Here is a 20386-nt window from a genome sequence, read left to right as displayed (position 1 = left end):
TCACATACTCCTATTACCTGACCGTTTTCTGAAGAATAAAAATGAAGACGTTTGGCTTTTTTTCGACAAAAACTACAAGTTTGTTTATTCACCGAATTCTTTTTTTGTTTAAGTGATAGTTGAACTACTTTACTTGTCTCAAGTTTATCTCTAGCCTTGCGTGCAAGCAGGAACAAAAAAATTAGAACGCATATCAAAATAATTATTAAAAATGACCAATACATAGCTGATCCCTACCTTTGGAATGACCTATTCAGTTATATTCCTTAAAGCAGCATCTAATGCATGGATAACCTTATCACACCAACTATCAAATTCCTTATCCTCTGTTTGATGTTCAGGATGGGCTAAAATGTATGCGATCGTTTGCCTAATTCCTTGATCAAATCGCGTACTTGCAACAAATTCGGGAACAAGTCTTTTCAGCTTTGAATTATCAAATACGACCGAATTAGCTTTATCTCCTAGCAACCCACCTCTGTAATCCTCCTTACTGCATGCAGCCAGAAATTCAGATGAAACATGGACAGCTTTGAGTTTCACTCCAAGGGCATCCGCAATTACCTCATAAATTTGATTCCAGGTAACCGTCTCATCTGATGTGATATGAACGGACTCACCAATCGCATGAATATTGCCCATTAAACCAATAAAACCTTTTGCAAAATCACTATTGTGTGTCATTGTCCAGAGGGAAGTACCATCTCCATGAATGATCACGGGTTTATTCTCCAACATTCGCTTAGCAACCTGCCAGGTACCCTTACTTCCATGTACGCCAAGTGGAATCGAACGTTCACTATAAGTGTGGCTTGGTCTTACGATCGTTATCGGAAAGCCATTCTCACGATACTGCTTCACTAAATATTCTTCACACGCAATCTTATTTCTGGAATACTCCCAATATGGATTTGATAAAGGAGTTCCCTCCGTAACTCTATAATCGGACAACGGCGTTTGATACGCAGAAGCTGAGCTAATAAACATAAATTGTTTCGTTTTATCCTTAAATAAGTGATAATCTCTTTCCACCTGAACCGGTTCAAATGCTATAAAATCTGCAACGACATCAAACTCCAAGTTTTCAATAAGCTTAGCTACTTGATCTTCATCATTAATATCCGCTTTCAAAATGTTTACGCCCGCTGGCAAGTTCTCATTCCTTGTGCCTCTATTGAGAAGATAAAGCTCGCATCCTTTTTCTAACAACTGCTTGGTGATTGCAGAGCTGATCGTCCCAGTACCTCCGATAAATAGCGCTCTCATATCAAATCCACCTCCGATAATGTTGATATCTTCCATATGATTTTACATATCTTGTAACACAATCATTCGACGTTGCTATCACAAAACCTCCAAAACACAAAACCCTATCTCATAAGATAGGGTTGCGCTTTTACAAGCTATTAATATCTATTCCTTTAATTCGATCATGAAGTAATTAAACGCTTCTAAATCTGTGTACACAGCTAATAGAATTATGACGATACTTTGAACTTCATGAGCTAACTTGATCAATTACTGCGTCTTTTGCGGCGGTTCTCCACCACCTGCTGGTGGCATTCCACCTCTGCCCCCTCCCTGTCCTGGATTGCCGCCGGGCCCTCCCATCCCGCTTCTTGCCGCGGTCACACCCGATTCGGACAACCAGGTTATGACAGTCGAAGTTGTGAAGTCGACCACCTTCGTCCCGCCTTGATACTCGCCCCCGTCATAGAGACCGTTCACTTGACTACCAGTCGATGTTCCTCCCGAGCTAAGCGTGTACGCTGCATCCTTCTTGATCGTTGGTGAGCTGACGAACACAGACTGATAATTTTTCGATGGCGCAAAGGTGATGATCGTATTCCCTTCGCTATCTTCCAGATGAACGATCGCGCCTGCTTGTTGGGTCTTCGTATACGTCATCAGTACGCCGGATTGTGTTGATTTCTCGGACGTGGCTTGAGCCATGCCGGAGCTGCCTGCGGCAACGAGGAATCCGCCCGTCATTTCGAACGTCCCGTCATAATCAAGGGAACCGTTGTTGTTCTCGATTGGACCGTTTACGATAACGGTACCGCCGGTCATTGCAATCGAACCGTTCGAATCTAAACCATCGCCTTTGGAATCAACAGTTAGATTCCCTCCGCTAATCGTGAGTTTGTTAGTTGAAGCCGCACCGGATTGATTTCCACCAGGTTCACTGGGCCCACCTCCACCAGCGGCTTCGGCATCTCCCGATGAGATATTCACGCCGTCGTCACTTGCGACAACACTTGTTTTACCCTCTGAAATCACGACCGTAGGGGCTTCGATCCCTTCATTGCTTTTGGCAATATCAATCGTACCTCCCGCGATTGCGATCGAGACTTCCGCGTGGATTCCATCGTCGCCGGCATTAATATGCACATCTCCCCCATTTACGTGAAGGCCGCCGCTGCTGTGTAAGGCATCTTCGCCGGAATTGATGTTGAACGAACCGCCGGCAATGTCAATGTAACCTTCAGAACCCTCTGTATCGTTTGACGTTTTGATTCCGTGTCCGCCCGCTTCGATGGTTATATTGCCTTCTTGAACAGCTACCAAGTCGCGCCCCATCAGTGCATCGTCAACCGCTTGAATATCAAGCGTTCCTCCCGTTATTTTCAGCTTATCCTTACTCGTGATACCATTGTTATAATTTCCTTGAACGACGAGCTTTCCGGTACCATTGATCGTAAGATCGTCTTTACTGAAGATAGCCGAATTGGGTTCGTCTGTTGACGCATCAGGGTAGACGTAAGTTTTTCCGTCCGATACTAGATTAGTTGTTCCCTCTTGCAACGAGATAATCGTCTTTCCTGCTTCTTCGACGAAGATAGCCGAGGTACTGCTGTTATAAATCTCCGCTCCGTTTAACACCAAACGAACGATTCCTTCATCCTTGACGTTAACAGCGATTTGACCGTTATCTAGTTTCCCGCTCACCACATAGGTTCCGGCCGCTGTGATCGAGACCGTACTTTCCTTCACCTCTGCCCCTGAACCGTTAATGCTTGCACCGGTACCATTCAGCTTGATTTCGGTCGGATTTGACGAGCTCCAGTCTGTGTACTTGTCATCATCAGCATACTCGACCTTCTGGATTAGATCGGTGCTGGCTGCTTTCGTACTTGACGCGGCTGCCGTAGACTGAGTCGATGCTGTCGAAGAAGCCTCCGCATTGGAATTTGTTGTGGCGGTTTGATTGCTGCATGCTGATGCTATAACAGCACATAATAGAACTACACCGGCTTGTTTTGTTATTAAAAGTTTTTTCATATCTCATCTACCTCTCTCATTTTAGTATTCTGATACGGTTGGACTCATCGTTAGTGTAATATCCAAGTTTCCATTCCTGCACCTGACGGCATCGAGGAATTCTTTCTGGTTCGTGAGATGATCGATCGTAACCAGGTATACAAGCTCATACAAACTGCCCAACTCGGTCGTTCTAACCTTTCTCAACTCATAATCAATCTTGAATGTCTTGAAGATCTCATCAAATGCTTCTTCGTACCCGAGATTTTCTGGGATCGTGACTTTTAGCAATTTCTGCGCCGATTTTTTAGCCCCAAATTTAATAGCTTTTAGAAAGAACATCAGTAAGCAAAGAGCAACCGTGAACAGTACAGCGTAACCGAATGATCCGACGCCACAAGCTAGTCCTGCTGCCATTGTGAACAAGACGAACGCGATATCCTTCGGATCTCCGGGAGCGCTTCTGAAGCGAATAATGGAGAAGGCTCCGGCAAGACTAAAGGCTCTAGCGATGTTGCTGCCGATTAACAGGATGATAACCGCTATGATCGCAGGCAGCACAATCATCGTCAAAGTGAAACTCTGATTGTACATAGGTTGAGTTTTCATATAAGTGAAGCTGATAATCGCACCTAGTGCGAAAGAAATCAAGATGGTTAATAACGCATTGACTAAGGTTAAATCCGAACTTACCTGTGACGACGCCAAAATGGATTCTATCATAATTGAACTCTCTCCTCCGCGAATCTTTCATTTCGCATTTTTTTGTATTCATTACCGTACTTGGAGAAGCTTGTTCGAAACATTTGGTGTTCGGACAGCATTTTCGACAGCCAGATGGGTATCGTTTTCTCCGCCTTAACTTCCATCAACCATTGCCCGCGGCTGATCAGCGATTCCCCTTGATCCCCATTTTCAAGCTTGAGGTCATACCGCCTAGATCGGATATTCGTATCAAAAGTAATCCGCAGATCTCGGTTATTTTTGCAAAACATCGCAATTCGGTCATAAGCCAGATACACTTTGGGCTGCAGATCATATCGCTGAAGGAAGTATTTGATTTCCTGGATGACTTGCTTGTTCATATAAGTCTTGAATTCCGGCTCAACACCAGAGCGGACAAAATCATAAGCCTCGTTCAGCATTAGCGCTGTCCTTCTTTTGTTCACTAAACCGAATACCTTCTTCTTAAGCTCCAAATACACCTTGCCATCTTCTTCAGGAATGCCGTAGGCTCTTATTCGGAGTTTCTCCCTGTACTTTGGCTTCGCCAAGCTGTTCCTGATTAAAGAATCATGTTCAGTATCGTAATACATGTTGCTTATCGAATAGAACTTATCGTTCTTGTTGTATTCATCGAGCTCCATATATTCAAGCAATCGGTTATATATAACGTAAAAGGCTTTGCTATCCATCAGATACTTGTTTTCATATCGGTTGAACACTTCAATCGCCATGGTGATGCCCCCCTCTTTCTCCTTTGCGAGTGCTTGCTGCTTCATGTCTGTATATTAGCCCTCGAACCTTTAGTGAAACTTAAATATCGGATGTCATGTAAATTTTTTATTAAGCTCTAGGCAAGTGTTAAGATTAAGTTTGATTAAAGGTTCGATCCCTATAATGAAGTCATGCAGCGCGGCTTTACTAAACTGACACAAAAAGGGGAAGCAATCATGAGAATATTAATTGTAGAAGATGAGATTCATCTAGCGGAGGCTTTAACCCAAATCTTAAAAAAACACAATTACTCTGTCGACGCCGTCCATGATGGCCAATCGGGGCTGGATAATGCTTTAAGCGGCATATATGATCTGTTATTACTCGACATTATGCTACCTGAGATGGACGGCATCACTCTATTGAAGAAGATTCGCAGCCAAGGGATCTCGACTCCCGTTATCCTGCTTACAGCTAGGGGGGAGATATCCGATAAGATTTCAGGTCTGGATTACGGCGCAGATGACTATGTAGCCAAACCATTCTCGACCGAGGAGCTGCTCGCGAGAATTAGAGCGGCTTTAAGGCGCAAAGGCGAGGTTGTGCCGGAGGATGCGTTGAAATTCGGAGATATCGAATTGCATACAGGGAATCTCAAGCTTACGTGCAAAGGGAAGGAACTCAAGCTGATTTTAAAAGAAAGCGAATTATTGGAGCTGCTGATGTCGAGGAAGCTTTCGGTAACATCTAAAGAACAGATCATCGAAAAGCTTTGGGGCTTCGATTCCGAGGTTGAACATAACAACGTGGAAGTCTACATCTCTTTTTTGCGGAAAAAAATTGCTTTTCTAAATTCATCCGTCCGAATAAACACCATTAGAGGCGTAGGATATGTATTGGAGGTGACCTCCTAATGTTCAGTAAGCTCCGAAATCGATTTCTAATCGCTAACTTGGTCATTATCTCCTTCATCATGCTCTTGGCCTTTACTGCCATTTATACGATTACCTTTCAGAACGTACGGCGCGATATCGATATGGAGCTGCATAGAGTATCCGATTTTTACCTCAAGCCTGGCGGAAAAAAGGGAGAGCCTCGACCAGCCGGGGATCATCCCCCGCAAGAGTCCAAGGTAAATGTCAACCCGTCGCCGGAACGCTCAGTCTCTTTCTTGCTGCAAACGGACGCACAGTGGAAGATCACAGCCACCAGTTCCCGATTTGACATGGACACCGACTTCTACGATCTGGCGATAAAGAAAGCCGCCTCCAATAACTCGGATAACGGCCAATTTAACCTAGATGGCAATACATGGGCTTATATCGTACAGAAAAACGAAACGGGAAACTCCGTCGTCTATCTTGACGTCACTGCTCAGCAGAACATCCTTAAGAATCTCGTCTATACATTCTCCATCGTGGGATTGGTTATGCTCATCGTCATCTTCTTTACGAGCCGATTTTTCGCGAACCGCTCCATTGCTCCTGTCCGAGAAGCCTTTAATAAACAGAAGCAATTTATCGCCGACGCTTCCCATGAATTGAAAACGCCACTAGCTGTTATTAACACCAATGCGGACGTTCTCTTGTCCAATAGCGAAGACACGATTCAAAATCAATCGAAGTGGCTGCACCGTATCAAATCGGAAACGGAAAGAATGAAGACGCTGACTAATGATCTCCTGTACCTAACCGAAATGGACGATTCTAGGGCAAGTATGATTTTCACGAACTTCAACGTGAGCGAATCCGTAGAAAGCGTCATTCTAACAATGGAAGCCGTTATGTTCGAGAAAAATATTTCACTAAATTATGAGATTGAACCTAACATGACCCTACACGGAAACAGCGAGCAAATTAAGCAGGTGGTCATGATACTCTTGGATAATGCCATCAAATACACCAATCCTAAGGGATCTATCTCGCTTATCTTCAAGAAGCGTCATAACGATTATCTTCTAAAGGTGACCAATACAGGCGAAGGCATCTCGCCCCAGCATCTTGAAAGAATCTTCGACCGCTTCTACCGCGCTGACCCCTCTCGTTCACGTAAGCATGGCGGCTATGGTCTCGGACTAGCCATAGCCACATCAATTGTCGAGCAGCATAAAGGAAAGCTTTACGCGAAAAGCGTGCTGAATGAGACTACGTCGTTTTATGTTCAGCTTCCATAGGGGGAGTGTATCGGGCATTATTTATTCATCTTGAGGATCATAGATCGAAAAAGATCACCTTTTTTTTGGGGCAGAAGGGCAGGTTCCCATACAAAAAGTAAAAGGTTTCATAATATGAATTAATAACATGGTACATGAGGGATGAGGAATGGGATGAAAGATTTTAAATTTGTTCCAAAGGTGTTTGAGGTAGGCTCAAACTATACCGTTGCGGAATTTTTTAAAGGTATTCAGTTGAAAGAATATCTCAAAAAAATGGATCCCGTCATGTGTTCTGAATGGGAAGAAAAGTTCAATTGTTCGCGTGAGCCGGTTGAAAAGCCGAATATGGAAAAAGTTAAAAAGGAAAATTATAAATTGATTTCCTTAAAAAGATTCATAGATGAGAATGGAAAAAAGAAGATGATCATCAATAATCCAACAAACTACAGATTGATTGGTAAGGGGGTTCAGGGTGCGGTATTCCAGTTAGATCATGAACGGTGTGTAAAATTTTATGTTAAGAAAAGTTTTTTTGATACAGAGATGAAAGCCTATCGTCTAGTAGAAGGCATTTCTTTTATTCCTAAGATTTTCGAACGTGGCTCAAACTATATCGTTATGGAATTCATTGAAGGTCCAACTTTGTTTCATTACTTAGAGAAAACAAAAAATTTAAAAAAGTCAATTTCGCAGCAAATTTTAATGATACAAAGAAAATTGAAGGAAGTTGGGTTTAAACGTATTGAGAGTAAATTGGGGCATTTTATTGTTTCTGAAGGAGAAGTACTTAAGTTCATAGATCACGCAGATGCATTTTCTTACATTCAGCCGTATCCCAATGAATTGTTTGCAGATCTAAAGAAATTAGGTCTATTACATGTTTTTTTTGAACATTCAAAGGAACTCGATCCTAATCAACTTTGTGAATGGGAAAAAACAGTTGATCTTAACCAATTATTAAATTAGTGGAGTGGAGAAATTGGAAAATAAAAATAGATTACAAGTACTTCCCAAGGTTACAGTCATCATTCCCACATATAATCGTGCAGATATTATCTATAGAGCCGTCAATAGCCTGAAAAAACAAAGCCTCAAAGAATGGAAAGCGATCATTCTGGATGATGGATCCACCGATCATACGCATGAAGTCATTGAAGAGGTCATGAAAAGCGATACTAGATTTTCTTATTTTCGAATTAAGCAAAACCTGGGAATATGTCATGTCTTGAATCAGGCATTGCAATTAGTGGATACCAAATATATGGTTCAACTCGATAGTGATGACTGGTTGGAGAATAATTCTTTGGAACGTTTACTCATAACGATGGAAAACGAGCCCGATTCTACAGCGCTGATTTATGGTAATTACAAATTATGGAAGTCTGAAGATCAAGGAAAACTGGTGAAAGTCAGAGGGTTTCGTTCTTCGGAAAAATATGATTTGATCAGCTATGTACCCATGGTGTATCCAAGATTTTACCGGATGGCATGTCTTCGTGAAATGGGGGGCTGGGATACAAATGACAAGTATAACGGACGTTATATGGAAGATCGTCGTATCTTATATAAGCTGATTGAAAAATATAATTTTCGATGTGTGGATGAACATCTATATAATCTCTCTCGATTTAATTTGAAGAGACTAACAGCTCAAGAAAATATTTATAAATATGGCGAATTAAAAAAAGAATTAGTGCATCTTACGTTAATAAAGTGGGGTAACGAGTACACTCCTGAATTTTTCAGTGAAAATAATTATAATCAAGGACAAGGATGGCTCAGAATTAAACTTATTCCGAATCAAAAGGGAGATTAAATAGCATGAAAACGATCGGGCATATTACGACAGAATATCTTCCTATCACAGAAACGTTTGTTTATCATCAAATTGTACGAAACTCACATTTTCGAAATGTGGTTTTTACACCAAAGGTGACAAATGAGCAAGTATTCCCTATCGATCATCTAGTACAAATCAACAAAGAAGTTCACTTAACGAATACGTTAAGAAAATATCGAGTTGACATGTTGCATGCTCATTTTGGTCCGAGTGCCTTATTTGCTTTACAAGGGAAAGAAACTTTGGGAATCCCTATGCTAACCTTTTTCCACGGGTATGATGCTCGAAAATATCCCTTTCTGAATAATAAAGTGAAAGAGTATCAAAGATTGTTTACAATTGGAGAATTGTTTCTTGTACCCTCAAATGCAATTAAAAAAGAACTACTATCCATGGGATGCCCGGAGAATAAAGTTAGGGTCTCTCACTTGGGAATCGATATGGATCAGTTTCGCTTTCAGCCCCGTACGTTAGAAGACAAGGGAAAATCAATCCGAATTGTATCCGTCGGGCGCCTGATTGAGAAGAAAGGGCATCACATATTAATAGAAGCGCTTTCTATAGTGAAAAAAAAGATGAGTAATTTTCATTTAACCATTGTTGGCGAAGGTATGGATCATCAACATTTAGTAGACCAAATTGATCGTTTGAAGCTCAATGATTACATTCATCTTGCAGGGAAACTTCATCACGCGGAAGTTAAGAACGTATTGAACAAAGCTCATATCTTTTGCTTAGCAAGTGTAACTGGAAAAGATGGAAATATGGAGGGGCTTCCGGTTTCCATTCTGGAATCACAGGCGTTAGGGCTACCAATTGTATCCACGCGTCATAGCGGAATACCTGAAGGAGTAGTTGAAGGGAAAAGCGCATTTCTCGCTGAAGAAAACAATTCGACGGATTTGGCAAATAAGCTGCTCGAAATGATGTCTCAACCAGAGAAATGGCTGGGGTTCGGTTTGGCAGGACGTGAGTGTGTTTTACAACATTTCAATGCGGAAAAGCAAGCAGAAGAATTAAGGGATATATATCTTGAATTGCTAGGGAATGACAGGGAATGAAGGTGTGCTTTTCTTATTATTTTCCCAAATATAAACCCAAAGGCGATGTCCTTCAATTTTTAATTCTACTAAAAGCATTAGAGAAGAAAATGGCAGAATTATTTTTGATACAAAATAGACATTTTCAGATTGATTGTGTATTGCCTTATGATTTTCAAAATGGACAGGATGGATTTTTATTTCAACATGTTCGTTTTATTAAATCTACGCAGTTGGCCAAAACGATTGTTGAGTTAGATAAGAAAGTAGACTATGATTATATCTTTATTCGCTGCAGAGAAAATTCAAAGGACGCACTAGACCTAATTAAAGAAAATCAGCAAATTGCGAGTAAGCTTTTAGTATTGATTCTTCATTATAAGCTGGATGATCCCAATAATATGAAAGATATTATCCAAGTTTTCGAAAATTCTCGGATGATTTTTTTGCAAACGCAACCTTGGATGGAGAGGTTGAAATCATATTTACTTCAACATGGTTTCAGTCAGATGACGCTCGACGAGAAACTGAAAATATTACCGCAATTCATAGAATCAAATCAAATTGTAGATCCAATACCTTCAAGATTTAATCCGCCGCCTCATCTTGTTCAAACAGGTGTAATTCGAGCAAGATATGGATTGCCCGTCGCCATTGATGGAATGAAATTAATAAGAGAGATTTACCCGCTGGTGTATCTGCACATTGCATATCCATCAATAGCAGATGATATCTTAGATCAAGCTCAGAGTTTCATAAATGCTCGAGAGATTAAAAATTATGGTCTACTGTCCATGGGGGAAACCAAAAAATTAATTCTACAGTCGGGCATTGGATTAGCCTTGATATATGACAATACAGAAAATCAGAATCCTACGTATTCATACCTTACTAGAATTCTTGAATATGCATCACTTGGAGTGCCTGTAATCACAACAAAAACCATAGGAAACGAGCATTTATTAGGAGAAAAATATCAACTCTTTGTTCAAGATGAGCATGATATTCTTGACTGTTATCAAAAGCTGACCGATCCTGAATTTTATCAAGAGATGAGTAGCATTGTCCGCAGCATTGGACGAAAGTTTGAATCGGAAGCTGCTATTGAAGATTTTTGGTTTATTTTGAAAAGTAATCTAAAGGATGGAAAATGAATTTACCTAGCGAAATTAGACACACCAAAGAAGCGTCAAGAGACATAAAGATGTTCTTCGACGCTTCAATTAACAAAAACGGTTCAACCTAACATCTCTAGGGCGAAATTTTCAGAATTTGCCGAATAATCGGCGTAATTCCACTTACCATAAACTCAATGGCAATCACCATAACAATTAGACCCATTAAACGCATTAGCACATTATTGCCTGTTGGGCCAATCCATCGATAAATTTTAGCTGAGTTAACAAGGACAATGTATGTAAGCATAAGTACAACCGCAATCACAACTATTAATATAATCTTCTCCATAACATTAGTCGTAGATTCCATAAGAACAATTCCATTAGTAATTGCACCAGGACCACAAATCATTGGAATAGCCAATGGTGTAATGGAAATATCATTTACATATGTATCAACATCCGCTTTATCAACCTTTGTACGAACAAGTCGTGCCTGAAGCATATCCTGTCCCATCAAAATGAAAATAATCCCACCGACAATCTTTAAACTGTTAATTGAAATGTTGAAAAAGTGAAATACCCATTCGCCAGTGGTTGAAAAAATGAGCAATGTAAAAAATGAAACAACTACTGCTTTACGAGCAGTATGGACTTTCTTCTGTGATTCAAGATCGGCTGTCATCGACATAAAGATTGGCATGATGGCAAGTGGATTAATGAGTGTAAAGAATGAAGTGAGGCTCAGCAATAAAAATGATGTGTACAGTTCCATGTAGTATCTCCTATTTGTATGCTCTGTTTCCTTGTTGCAGTTTTAATAGTTCTTAATCTGTATCGGTAGTGTCCTTTTCCAAAGAATGAATTTCCTGCTTATTGGCTTCCATTCTTTTGGTTCCCCAGTCATACATCATATCAACTATGGGTAATAAAGTCACCCCAAGCCAATTGAATTAAAACTCGAAGTTAAAAACATCAAATACCCCTATCGATTTGGTATGGGGTTTGATGTTTTTCTTCAAAGGTTTACTTCAGGCATTGATAAATCGCCATCATATCTCGTTTATTCAACTCACGAATACGATTGAAGATAGGAATATCTGCAACTGCCTCAGTAAGTAAGCTTTCAGCAACAACATCACTTGCTTTGCCAGTTAGCCATGTTTGTACGTCTATGCCATCGACGATTTCCTTGCGCCCTTCATCATTGATGCCACTTACATAACAGCTAACACATGGCACCGATAACTTGTATACGCCGTCATGGAGACCATCTTCTGAAATTACTTTCTTCCCATTACAGAATGGACATGGATGACTTGCTTTAATCTTATTAATTTGGGTAACAATTTTATTGTAACCAAACGCTTCATATACATAAGTTAGTTTTTTATATTTCCCATTGGTGAAATACTTATCAATAATGGTTTCTCTAGTTTCAGCAATATTGGCAAAATCACAGATGGTAATCAAGTTTTTACTGCTGATTGCCTCGAGGTTACCTTTAATCTTGTCCCAAAATGGTACGGCATTTTGTAAAACCACTTCATAGCCCACAAAGCTCGCAAGGTCAAGTTCAAGCATTTTCAGCGCAACTTGTTTTTCCCTAGGAAGTAGGGAAACATCTTCCGTAAGTGTAAGATCGCCGCCAACAATTGATTTTAGTTTTTCTAGTTCTGGCAACTTCCCTACTATTTTAATGATCTGATCAATCGATTGCTGAATAATCTCACGAATATCCGTGTCACCAAATTTTAGCTTTTTATGATGGTTTAACACGGTTCCTTGACAAACTGGGCAGGTAATCATTTCTTTTGAGGCTTTCATTTGCTCTTTAAGAGGAATGTTCTTCGAAATAACCATATAACGCCCAAGGATGAGATTAAAGCCTTCCCATGTTCTCGAAGCCTTCCCTGCTTTATCATAAAATGACTTTTCCCAATAACCATATAAGAAAGTATCTTTTTTCGCTTCTGACATCTCATTAAAGCTTTTACTCATATCGTGACCAAGTTCGTTCTTGATCTCTTCAAATAAGAAGTGCAATTTGGCATGTTGATAATATTTCAATACATCCATGACTTCTGGAAGTAACATGCCGTCCCAGAATGGCACTGTTTTGTCTTGAATGAGAACATCCATATCAAATCGTTCAATGACTCGACGACCCGAACAACTCGGACAATGATTGTCTTGATAATAGAAATCGAAGCTTCTTGTATCTTTATTGGTCGGATGAGCAGCCACAATATGGTTGATCAGTCCACCCACCTCATAGAGAAAACTATATTGACTATACAGGTGTCGTTCAAGATCAATGGCGATGACAGGTGCAATCTTTTCAGATTCATATTCACCATAAATTACATGGGCAATTGGCGATAAGCTCTTTAAGATACCACCCTTATAGACGTTTTCTGCCTTTTTAAAATAGCCCATATGATTTTCTTGTAAGTAGTGAATACCGTTTTGGGGCTTGAGTGTGGAAGAGATATGCATGAGGGCCTTGCTATCTTCCTTATGCGTTTGACGATAATAATCATCATGACTGACAACATCCAGATGCTCAACAGGTTCAGGCTGCCTTTTTCCAAAATCAATGATAAAATCAGAGCTTTCCAGCATATAGGCATTATGTTCAATCATCAGGATGGAGACAGATTCATCTTGCAGAATATCCCTAACACTATCAATGAATTGGTTTAAAATATTTTGAGATAAACCTTTAGAAGGCTCGTCAAAAATAAAAAGTGTGTGTGGGTTTCTTGAATTAGTAAACAGCTCAGAAACTAAATGAACACATTGAAATTCACCAGTCGATAAGGACTGCGTTTTTCTTTCCAGCGTCAAATAACCAAGTCCAAGTTTGATCAATAAGCTCAAGCGTTTATGAGCGATGTCTTCATTCGGCAGTTCATCAATAATATCTTCAATCGAGCGCTGAAAAATATCATCAATATCCTCGCTATATTTTGTGAGTTTCTTTTTAATATCAAGAAACGTCGCAACGGTTGACCGACTGGAAATCGACTGGTTTCGATCTTGTCCAACCACGACCAGTTTATCTTTTGGATAACGCTTCTGAAAATCTTTGACCATACACTCATTGACAAGTGTAGATTTACCGCAACCCGATTCACCCGTAAAGGTTACAAGTCTATTTTGGGGAATCTGAATTTCAGCCATTTGAATATTACGACAGTAAAGATCATGAAATTGATAGTATTCTATTGGCATTGCCTTATTTAGTTCACAATGGATTGGTTTTGGACGTGGTGATTCTTCAACAATTTTCCCACCGTATTTACCACTACCAGGTCCAAAGAACAATTGCTCATCCGCTGTGCCCAGCACCGTGTCAGAATGGTCAATGAGCCAAATTTGATTCTTATACCCCAATTGTTTAATCTCATCTAAAATTTTCAATAATGTTTGGTGATCAAGACCCACGGAGATTTCATCAATGATAATAACCGTATTTTCACTAGTTGCCATGAATTCTGCCAAGTACAGTCTTGTTATTTCTCCACCTGACAATGTACCCATAATGCGATTTAATGTTAAGTAACCCATATTCATATTGATTATATTTTGGAGAATATGCTGCTTCGCTTCACTAACTTGTATTTCCTCTGCTAGAGAAAGAATCGTTTCAATGCTTAAATTATTGATATCGGAAATACTATGTGGTTGATTCAATAATTCCATCTTATATTGCTCAACTTCTTGATTGTAGCGCCTACCCTTGCACTTTGGACAATCGACATTTTGGGTCATACTGCGCCCTTTACAATCTGGACACCAGCCTAAGGCATTATTAAAGGAAAAAACTTCTGGAGAAAGATTAAATTTTTCAGCAAGCGTTACACGAATCTCTTTAAACACGCCCGTATGTGTGCCAATGGTTGAACGAGGATTGGATGAAATCGATGATTTTCCGAGAAAAAGGACTAAAGGCATTTCTTCCATCTTGATGGCACTGAAATTAGTTTCCATAATTTCAGGAAATAAATACTGATATTCAGCCTTTGGCAATAAAGAAACGAGACGCTTCTTGGATTCTTCACCAATGGTTTGACAAAAAGTTGTTTTACCAGATCCAGATAAACCAGCAATTCCTAACGATTTATCTACCGGTAGTTCTGCATCTAATAGGTTAATATTGTTCGAAATTAATCGATTTATTTTCATATGTACATCCTCTCTCTATTCTTATAAACTTAGTCTTTCCATGTTAGCATAGTGTTAAATCTATGAATTGCTTTTTTTATCGAATTAAAGAACTCTTTCTAAAAAACATCAAAATGGTTATATCACTGTCTGAAATAAAAACCGCTTCTTAATCGGAGTGGCTTTATTCAAACCTCTCTTTTATTTAACTCAGAGACTTATGGAGTGTTCTCTGCTATCGCCTTATTATATCATCAATTTACAAATTCAGGATATTAGTCTCTAACGCAAAAAAGCCCTTTTAAAAGGGCTTTTCAACATCTTAATCAGTTATCGTATCGTTAGTTTTTAAGAAGAAGACTTTTTTCATTGGCATTAAAATCAACTACTACTTCAACACTCTGCTTTACCACTATGGAAGGTGATGCCGCGAGTGTCACCTGAAAAACAAAAAGATTTGCTACATTCCATCATTAATAAGATTACATTAAATCCGTGAATGGCTGGATTCCTCCACTTGCGCTTTGGCTTACTTTAATATTGTCCTTTAATAACAAAAAACGAGCCCCGAATTGTTCCAGCTAGTTTAGACTTCTGCCTAGCAAACTTAAACTTCCCTTCTAACTCCTTTGGTACCTCCATCCCCTCAGAAAGCTTAAAACCAACGGCCCGCTTCTTAGGGTCATCAACCGTATACATGACATTGATTCCAAGACCATCCTCATAAAAGACGTAGGTAAATTGGATATTTTCCACTTGAAAACGCGACGTTTCTAAAGGTTTGGCTGCAAACGCAATATCACGTTCTTTCAAAATGAAGTTCACATAATCAAGGTTTTCCTGACTTTCGCTAGCTGGTACAACCGTAAACTCATGTTTGTATTTGTTCATAAAATAACGGGCTTCATTGGCACGTAGACCAGCAAGCGCTTCTGCTACAGGTGAAGACTCTAAACCTACCGTAGACACATTTTTAAAATCAACGATATACGACATTTCCATCCCTCGTTTTCTCTTATTATTTCCTAACAACAGAAATTAATCTTCTTTATCTACCAAATATTATACCAAAAATGATTTAATATAAACGTTCACGTTTTGGATATGATAAACCCCGTTGTTTCCCGCCAATAAAATTTGCCTCATTTATGATAAGGCTCCCCTCGATTTATCCGCATCGCGCGATAAATCTGCTCCACCAGCACCAGCCGCATCAGCTGGTGCGGCAGCGTCATGCGGCCAAAAGACAGCCGCATATCCGCACGGCGCAGCACCTCGCTTGACAGCCCCAGCGAGCCGCCGATCACGAAGGCCACCTGGCTCCGCCCATAGGTGGCCAACTTATCGAGCGAGCCTGCCAGCTGCTCGCTCGTCCACATCTCGCCGTCGATGGCCAGCGCCACGACGTACACGTCCGCGGCGAGCTTGGCTAGCAGCCGCTCGCCCTCTTTCACCCGCACCTGCTGTTCCTCAGCAGGGCTCATGTTCTCCGGTGCCTTCTCATCCGGCACCTCTATCATCTGCACCTTGGCATACGGCCCAAGGCGCTTCACATACTCCGCGATCCCGTCCACGAGATAGCGCTCCTTCAATTTCCCTACGGTTAATATCTGTATATGCATAACCGATATTCTCCCCTCATTTGCTCCATTGGATAAAATACAATCCAATCAAGCTCATTCACCTTATTTGCCCGCTTTCATTGGAGTTAATCCAACGGAACTAATCCCAACCGCCGATGTCATGAGACATCATTGGATATAATCCAATCAAACCCGTCCATCCCGAGTTGATCGACCCGCTTCCAACCCAAACAAAAAAGGAAGGCCTCCGCCTCCCTCATACAACTAGAAATCGCGCTAACTCCTTGCAATGCTCGCAGTACGTCGGTGGCTCCCAACTAGCGAAGTGAGTCTTCTGCAGATCCACAATGTCCGGAGCCTCCTCATACTCATCAACAAACTCATCTATCGCGATTTCGACATGATCTTTACAAACTACATGCATGCAAGTACCTCTCATCCGCAATGTTTCTATCCACGCATATCTTAACAAGCTTATCATTCATCTTTTATCACTTATCCATCGCTTCAACCAACGTAACCACCGCATTCAGCTTCTTACCGCCGCGGTAGTACACCACGTTGACCTTATCGCCAATCTTCTTCTCGTTGTACAAATATTTCCGCAGCGAGATCGTGCTATCAATCTTGCGATCATCCAATTGGACAATGACATCCTGCGCTTTGAGGCCCGCTTCTTTGGCAGGTCCCGAGACATCGAAGACGATAACTCCAGTCTTAACATCTGCAGGGAGCTTTAATACATCAGTCCCTTTAAAAGCTTGCAGTTCCTGCGTCGAAACACCCATCAACGGTCTTTTCACCTTGTGGTCCTTGATCAAGCTATCAATAATCGGCTTCACGCTATTAATAGGAATGGCAAAACCTAACCCTTCCACACCCGTATCCGATATCTTCATAGAATTGATTCCGATAACCTTACCTTCGATATTCACCAACGGTCCGCCGCTGTTCCCTTGGTTGATAGCCGCATCCGTTTGGATAACATCCATCTCCCAGTCGTAATCCGTGCCTTCACGTGACAGCGAAACTGGTAACGTTCGTTTTGGCGAAGAAATGATACCTTGGGTAACGGTTGGCGAGAATCCAAGTCCAAGCGGGTTGCCTACCGCTATCGCCATCTCTCCTGCTCGCAGCGTTTCGGAGTCACCGAATTCAGCAAGCACTTTAATGTCTTTTCCATCTGCTTCTAGCACTGCCAGATCTGTAATCCGATCGCGGCCGATTAGGGTTGCTTTGCGATGCTCACCTTGAAAATTAACGATTTCGAACTGGTTCCCGTTCTCAACAACGTGACTATTCGTCACAATTCGAACTTTATCACCATTCCGTGCGAAAATAACACCCGAGCCGATCCCGAGTCCGGTCTCTTGCCCTTTATCATCCTTCTTCGAGGAAATAACGCTGACCACGGCAGGCTTTATTTTCTCCGTTGCCGCCACGACTGAATCGTTACTGTTCATCGGATGGGCCTCGGCTTTTGCCGCAGAAGCAGGTATCGCTAGCGCTGCCCCAGATGAGTCACTTTTCCCGAAGCCGCCAAATATCCCGACCAGCAAAAGCATGGCTAGCGCTCCGCCTACTCCAGCAATGAGGGCCACATTCCGTCTGCGACCCGCGAAGCTTGCGAATGCCCCTGTCCCTTTGGGACGCCAAGAATCCTGGCGCTGCCTGGACCTTTTGGTGGAATAAAAATCATCATCAAACAAACTCATATCGGGTCCCTCCTCGCTGATGGGGGTTAAGCTGTGCCGCTCTCGCCTTGCATTGTATTTCAACTAACCTTGGATTGTTATTTTTCAAAAAACAGGAATGTTTCGTTCACTTCTTGCCTACAATAATAGTAAACCAAATCTCTTAACGAAATACTAGAGTTAACTGAAATTTTAAATCAGACAAATAAAGGAGAATGCTCAGAATGAACCGTATTCCTTCCCATTTTGATGAAATAAACATGATTGGTAAGCTCGCTGACCTCAAAGATAGCCACTACCACCAGTCCCTTATCCTCTCATCTCTCATTCAAGTTCTGATCGATAAGGGTCTCATCACCGCGCAGGAGATCCAGCTCAAATCCAAAGAACTCGACGCCGCGCTTACTCCGAATCCAATACATCCCATTTCGTAGAGCGGTCAAAATATGTATCCATCAGTCGCAGCTGTTTAGCTTCAGGGGCACGCTCTTGTACTATGTTATTCACCGTTAGCCTGGCCAAATCCATTAAATTATGGTCACGGCTCAAATGCGCCATATAGACGGACTTCGTCTTGTTCGTCAACACGTCACAGAGCGCTTCCCCTGCGGCTTCATTGGATAAATGACCCTTATCCCCAAGAATACGACGCTTAATACTCCATGGATAGTGCCCCACGCGCAGCATGTCCACATCGTGATTCGTCTCGAGTACCAAACTATCTGAATCCGTAATCTTTTCTTTGACTTTCTCACTCATGTAGCCCAAGTCCGTTACAACGCTTAACTTCTGTTCCCCTTCATAAAAGCAGTACCCCACCGGCTCCGCTGCATCATGCGATATTCCGAATGATTCAACACGCAGCGTACCGAATTCCTCGATACCTCCGGTTTCCATCACCCTCTTGTTGCCTTCCGCGATCACACCGATTTGACGGTCCAGCTCTTCCCAAGTCTTCTCATTCGCATAGATAGGCAAATCATATTTGCGAGCCAGTGCTCCCAACCCTTTAATATGATCCGAATGCTCATGTGTGACCAGAATGGCATCAATACTGCTCGCCTCGAGCTCACGTTCCTTCATTAACAGCTCCATCTTCTTGGCGCTAAATCCCACATCAATCAGCAGCTTGATTTCACCATTGTCAACCACCGTTGCATTACCCGTCGAACCACTCGACAGTACCGTAAACCTCATACCCATCTTCCCTACTCCTCTATGCTTACATGTCATCCATCTAGCCGTCCATTGTTGACTATCCCACTTGACTACTTCTTATCGGTGCTCTTATCCCCGTTTTTATCAGGCTTCTCAGTTGTTTTCGCACCATCCACTTGCGTACCAAATGGAGCCAATTCAGACCCTTTTTGCGGAGACTCAACAGCTCCATTGAAAGCTTGTAAATAATAAATATCTCCGTTATCGATCGTAATCCGCCAGTGCGGAAACATCGGTTGCGTTTCTGAGTTATATGGCTGTCCGTGATACCCCAGTCTGACTTCCGTAATAATGGCACCATCACTCAAATAATTGTCCACTAAGCTGCGAACAGCTAACTGGGCGGGGATCAGCTTCTGCTCCGTCTGCTCTACTCCTGATTCTACTTCAACGTAAGCTTGACGGTAACTGGTAATTTCTCCATTTTCCTCACTCAGCTCCACCTTCACATCGAAGAGCGGAATCTTGCCATATAGCTGAGTAAACACATAAACACCTTTTCGACTGATCGCCGAATCCAATTGGTACAAACCGAAATTCGGAATCTCCGATTGCGCTTGAACTTCTTTACTAGCCCCTTTACCAAGCAGATTGCTCATGTTAATAGGAGTTTTCAGCGTCTTGGGCTCAGTGGGCTTCATATTGTCGTCGTACTTCACCGTTATGACTTTCATCTTCGGTTGATCCGTCGGTAACTCATCCATTAGCCGTATATTTTTGTTTCGGAGCGCGTTATTCAGCTCTTCAACAGTACCTGATGTATCCAAAGCGATTTCCGTCTGATTGGAACGATTGGTGGACCAAAGTTGGAAACCAAGAATCAAATTCAACATCAAAAAGGAACAAATTAAAATCGTTTTAGCCCGACTC

The 20386-nt window shown here is 41.5% G+C and carries 19 protein-coding genes; 7 read left to right on the top strand and 12 right to left on the bottom strand.

All coding sequences use genetic code 11. The annotated features are described in order from the left end of the window. Positions 1-249: 249 nt before the first annotated feature. The 4 genes from AC58UU_RS28655 to AC58UU_RS28640 form a co-directional block, all read right to left on the bottom strand. Positions 250-1266 carry an SDR family oxidoreductase gene (locus AC58UU_RS28655; RefSeq protein WP_497320772.1) on the bottom strand — a complete coding sequence of 339 codons (1017 nt, stop codon included), beginning with the start codon at positions 1264-1266 and terminating at the stop codon, positions 250-252. A 252-nt stretch (positions 1267-1518) separates the two neighbouring features. Further along, positions 1519-3282, bottom strand: coding sequence for a carbohydrate-binding domain-containing protein (locus tag AC58UU_RS28650; RefSeq protein ID WP_497320652.1), 1764 nt, complete (start codon positions 3280-3282; stop codon positions 1519-1521). Between the two features lie 21 nt (positions 3283-3303). After that, positions 3304-3984 carry a DUF4956 domain-containing protein gene (locus AC58UU_RS28645; protein WP_497320650.1) on the bottom strand — a complete coding sequence of 227 codons (681 nt, stop codon included), beginning with the start codon at positions 3982-3984 and terminating at the stop codon, positions 3304-3306. Continuing rightward, positions 3981-4718 carry a polyphosphate polymerase domain-containing protein gene (locus AC58UU_RS28640; RefSeq protein WP_497320648.1) on the bottom strand — a complete coding sequence of 246 codons (738 nt, stop codon included), beginning with the start codon at positions 4716-4718 and terminating at the stop codon, positions 3981-3983. The genes AC58UU_RS28645 and AC58UU_RS28640 overlap by 4 nt, the downstream gene beginning before the upstream one ends. A gap of 216 nt (positions 4719-4934) precedes the next feature. On the opposite strand from AC58UU_RS28640, the gene AC58UU_RS28635 reads away from it, so the two are divergent. The 6 genes from AC58UU_RS28635 (at position 4935) to AC58UU_RS28610 (ending at position 10887) form a co-directional block, all read left to right on the top strand. Beyond that, positions 4935-5612, top strand: coding sequence for a response regulator transcription factor (locus tag AC58UU_RS28635; RefSeq protein ID WP_497320647.1), 678 nt, complete (start codon positions 4935-4937; stop codon positions 5610-5612). Next, positions 5612-6871 (top strand): sensor histidine kinase, encoded by a 1260-nt coding sequence (locus AC58UU_RS28630; RefSeq protein WP_497320645.1) that lies wholly within the window; start codon positions 5612-5614, stop codon positions 6869-6871. Before AC58UU_RS28635 ends, AC58UU_RS28630 begins: the two co-directional genes overlap by 1 nt. A gap of 153 nt (positions 6872-7024) precedes the next feature. Further along, positions 7025-7819 carry a hypothetical protein gene (locus AC58UU_RS28625; RefSeq protein ID WP_497320644.1) on the top strand — a complete coding sequence of 265 codons (795 nt, stop codon included), beginning with the start codon at positions 7025-7027 and terminating at the stop codon, positions 7817-7819. A gap of 4 nt (positions 7820-7823) precedes the next feature. Beyond that, entirely contained in the window at positions 7824-8669 is an 846-nt protein-coding gene (locus AC58UU_RS28620; protein WP_497320642.1) for a glycosyltransferase family 2 protein, read from the top strand. 5 nt (positions 8670-8674) lie between these two features. Beyond that, on the top strand, positions 8675-9754 hold the full coding sequence (locus AC58UU_RS28615) for a glycosyltransferase (RefSeq protein ID WP_497320640.1): 1080 nt from the start codon (positions 8675-8677) through the stop codon (positions 9752-9754). Further along, a complete protein-coding gene (locus AC58UU_RS28610) occupies positions 9751-10887 on the top strand; it encodes a glycosyltransferase family protein (protein WP_497320638.1) in 1137 nt (378 codons plus the stop codon). The genes AC58UU_RS28615 and AC58UU_RS28610 overlap by 4 nt, the downstream gene beginning before the upstream one ends. A gap of 97 nt (positions 10888-10984) precedes the next feature. Here AC58UU_RS28610 and AC58UU_RS28605 read toward each other — a convergent pair whose 3' ends face one another. From AC58UU_RS28605 to AC58UU_RS28580, 6 genes are all read right to left on the bottom strand, one after another. Continuing rightward, entirely contained in the window at positions 10985-11626 is a 642-nt protein-coding gene (locus tag AC58UU_RS28605; RefSeq protein ID WP_497320636.1) for a MarC family protein, read from the bottom strand. Between the two features lie 251 nt (positions 11627-11877). After that, a complete protein-coding gene (locus AC58UU_RS28600; protein WP_497320635.1) occupies positions 11878-15042 on the bottom strand; it encodes an ATP-binding cassette domain-containing protein in 3165 nt (1054 codons plus the stop codon). Positions 15043-15555: 513 nt separating this feature from the next. Then, positions 15556-16017 carry a DUF8821 family protein gene (locus AC58UU_RS28595; protein ID WP_497320633.1) on the bottom strand — a complete coding sequence of 154 codons (462 nt, stop codon included), beginning with the start codon at positions 16015-16017 and terminating at the stop codon, positions 15556-15558. A gap of 146 nt (positions 16018-16163) precedes the next feature. Further along, the gene (gene rlmH / locus AC58UU_RS28590) at positions 16164-16643 is read right to left on the bottom strand and encodes a 23S rRNA (pseudouridine(1915)-N(3))-methyltransferase RlmH (RefSeq protein WP_029196122.1); all 480 of its coding nucleotides are present in this window, start codon (positions 16641-16643) and stop codon (positions 16164-16166) included. Between the two features lie 217 nt (positions 16644-16860). Next, positions 16861-17028 carry a CxxH/CxxC protein gene (locus AC58UU_RS28585; RefSeq protein ID WP_497320632.1) on the bottom strand — a complete coding sequence of 56 codons (168 nt, stop codon included), beginning with the start codon at positions 17026-17028 and terminating at the stop codon, positions 16861-16863. A gap of 67 nt (positions 17029-17095) precedes the next feature. Then, positions 17096-18319 carry a S1C family serine protease gene (locus AC58UU_RS28580; RefSeq protein WP_497320630.1) on the bottom strand — a complete coding sequence of 408 codons (1224 nt, stop codon included), beginning with the start codon at positions 18317-18319 and terminating at the stop codon, positions 17096-17098. A gap of 203 nt (positions 18320-18522) precedes the next feature. Between AC58UU_RS28580 and AC58UU_RS28575 the strand changes: the two genes are divergently transcribed. After that, positions 18523-18732: a hypothetical protein gene (locus AC58UU_RS28575; RefSeq protein WP_497320628.1), complete on the top strand. Its 210-nt coding sequence runs from the start codon at positions 18523-18525 to the stop codon at positions 18730-18732. On the opposite strand, the gene AC58UU_RS28570 is transcribed toward AC58UU_RS28575, so the two are convergent. Then, positions 18701-19501: an MBL fold metallo-hydrolase gene (locus AC58UU_RS28570; protein WP_497320627.1), complete on the bottom strand. Its 801-nt coding sequence runs from the start codon at positions 19499-19501 to the stop codon at positions 18701-18703. The two genes, AC58UU_RS28575 and AC58UU_RS28570, sit on opposite strands and share 32 nt — an antisense overlap. A gap of 65 nt (positions 19502-19566) precedes the next feature. Next, positions 19567-20349, bottom strand: coding sequence for a two-component system regulatory protein YycI (gene yycI, locus AC58UU_RS28565; protein WP_497320625.1), 783 nt, complete (start codon positions 20347-20349; stop codon positions 19567-19569). Between the last annotated feature and the right edge of the window lie 37 nt (positions 20350-20386).

The organism is Paenibacillus sp. JT22N1 (genome assembly GCF_059692155.1).
This window is presented reverse-complemented; position numbering and strand designations above follow the sequence as displayed.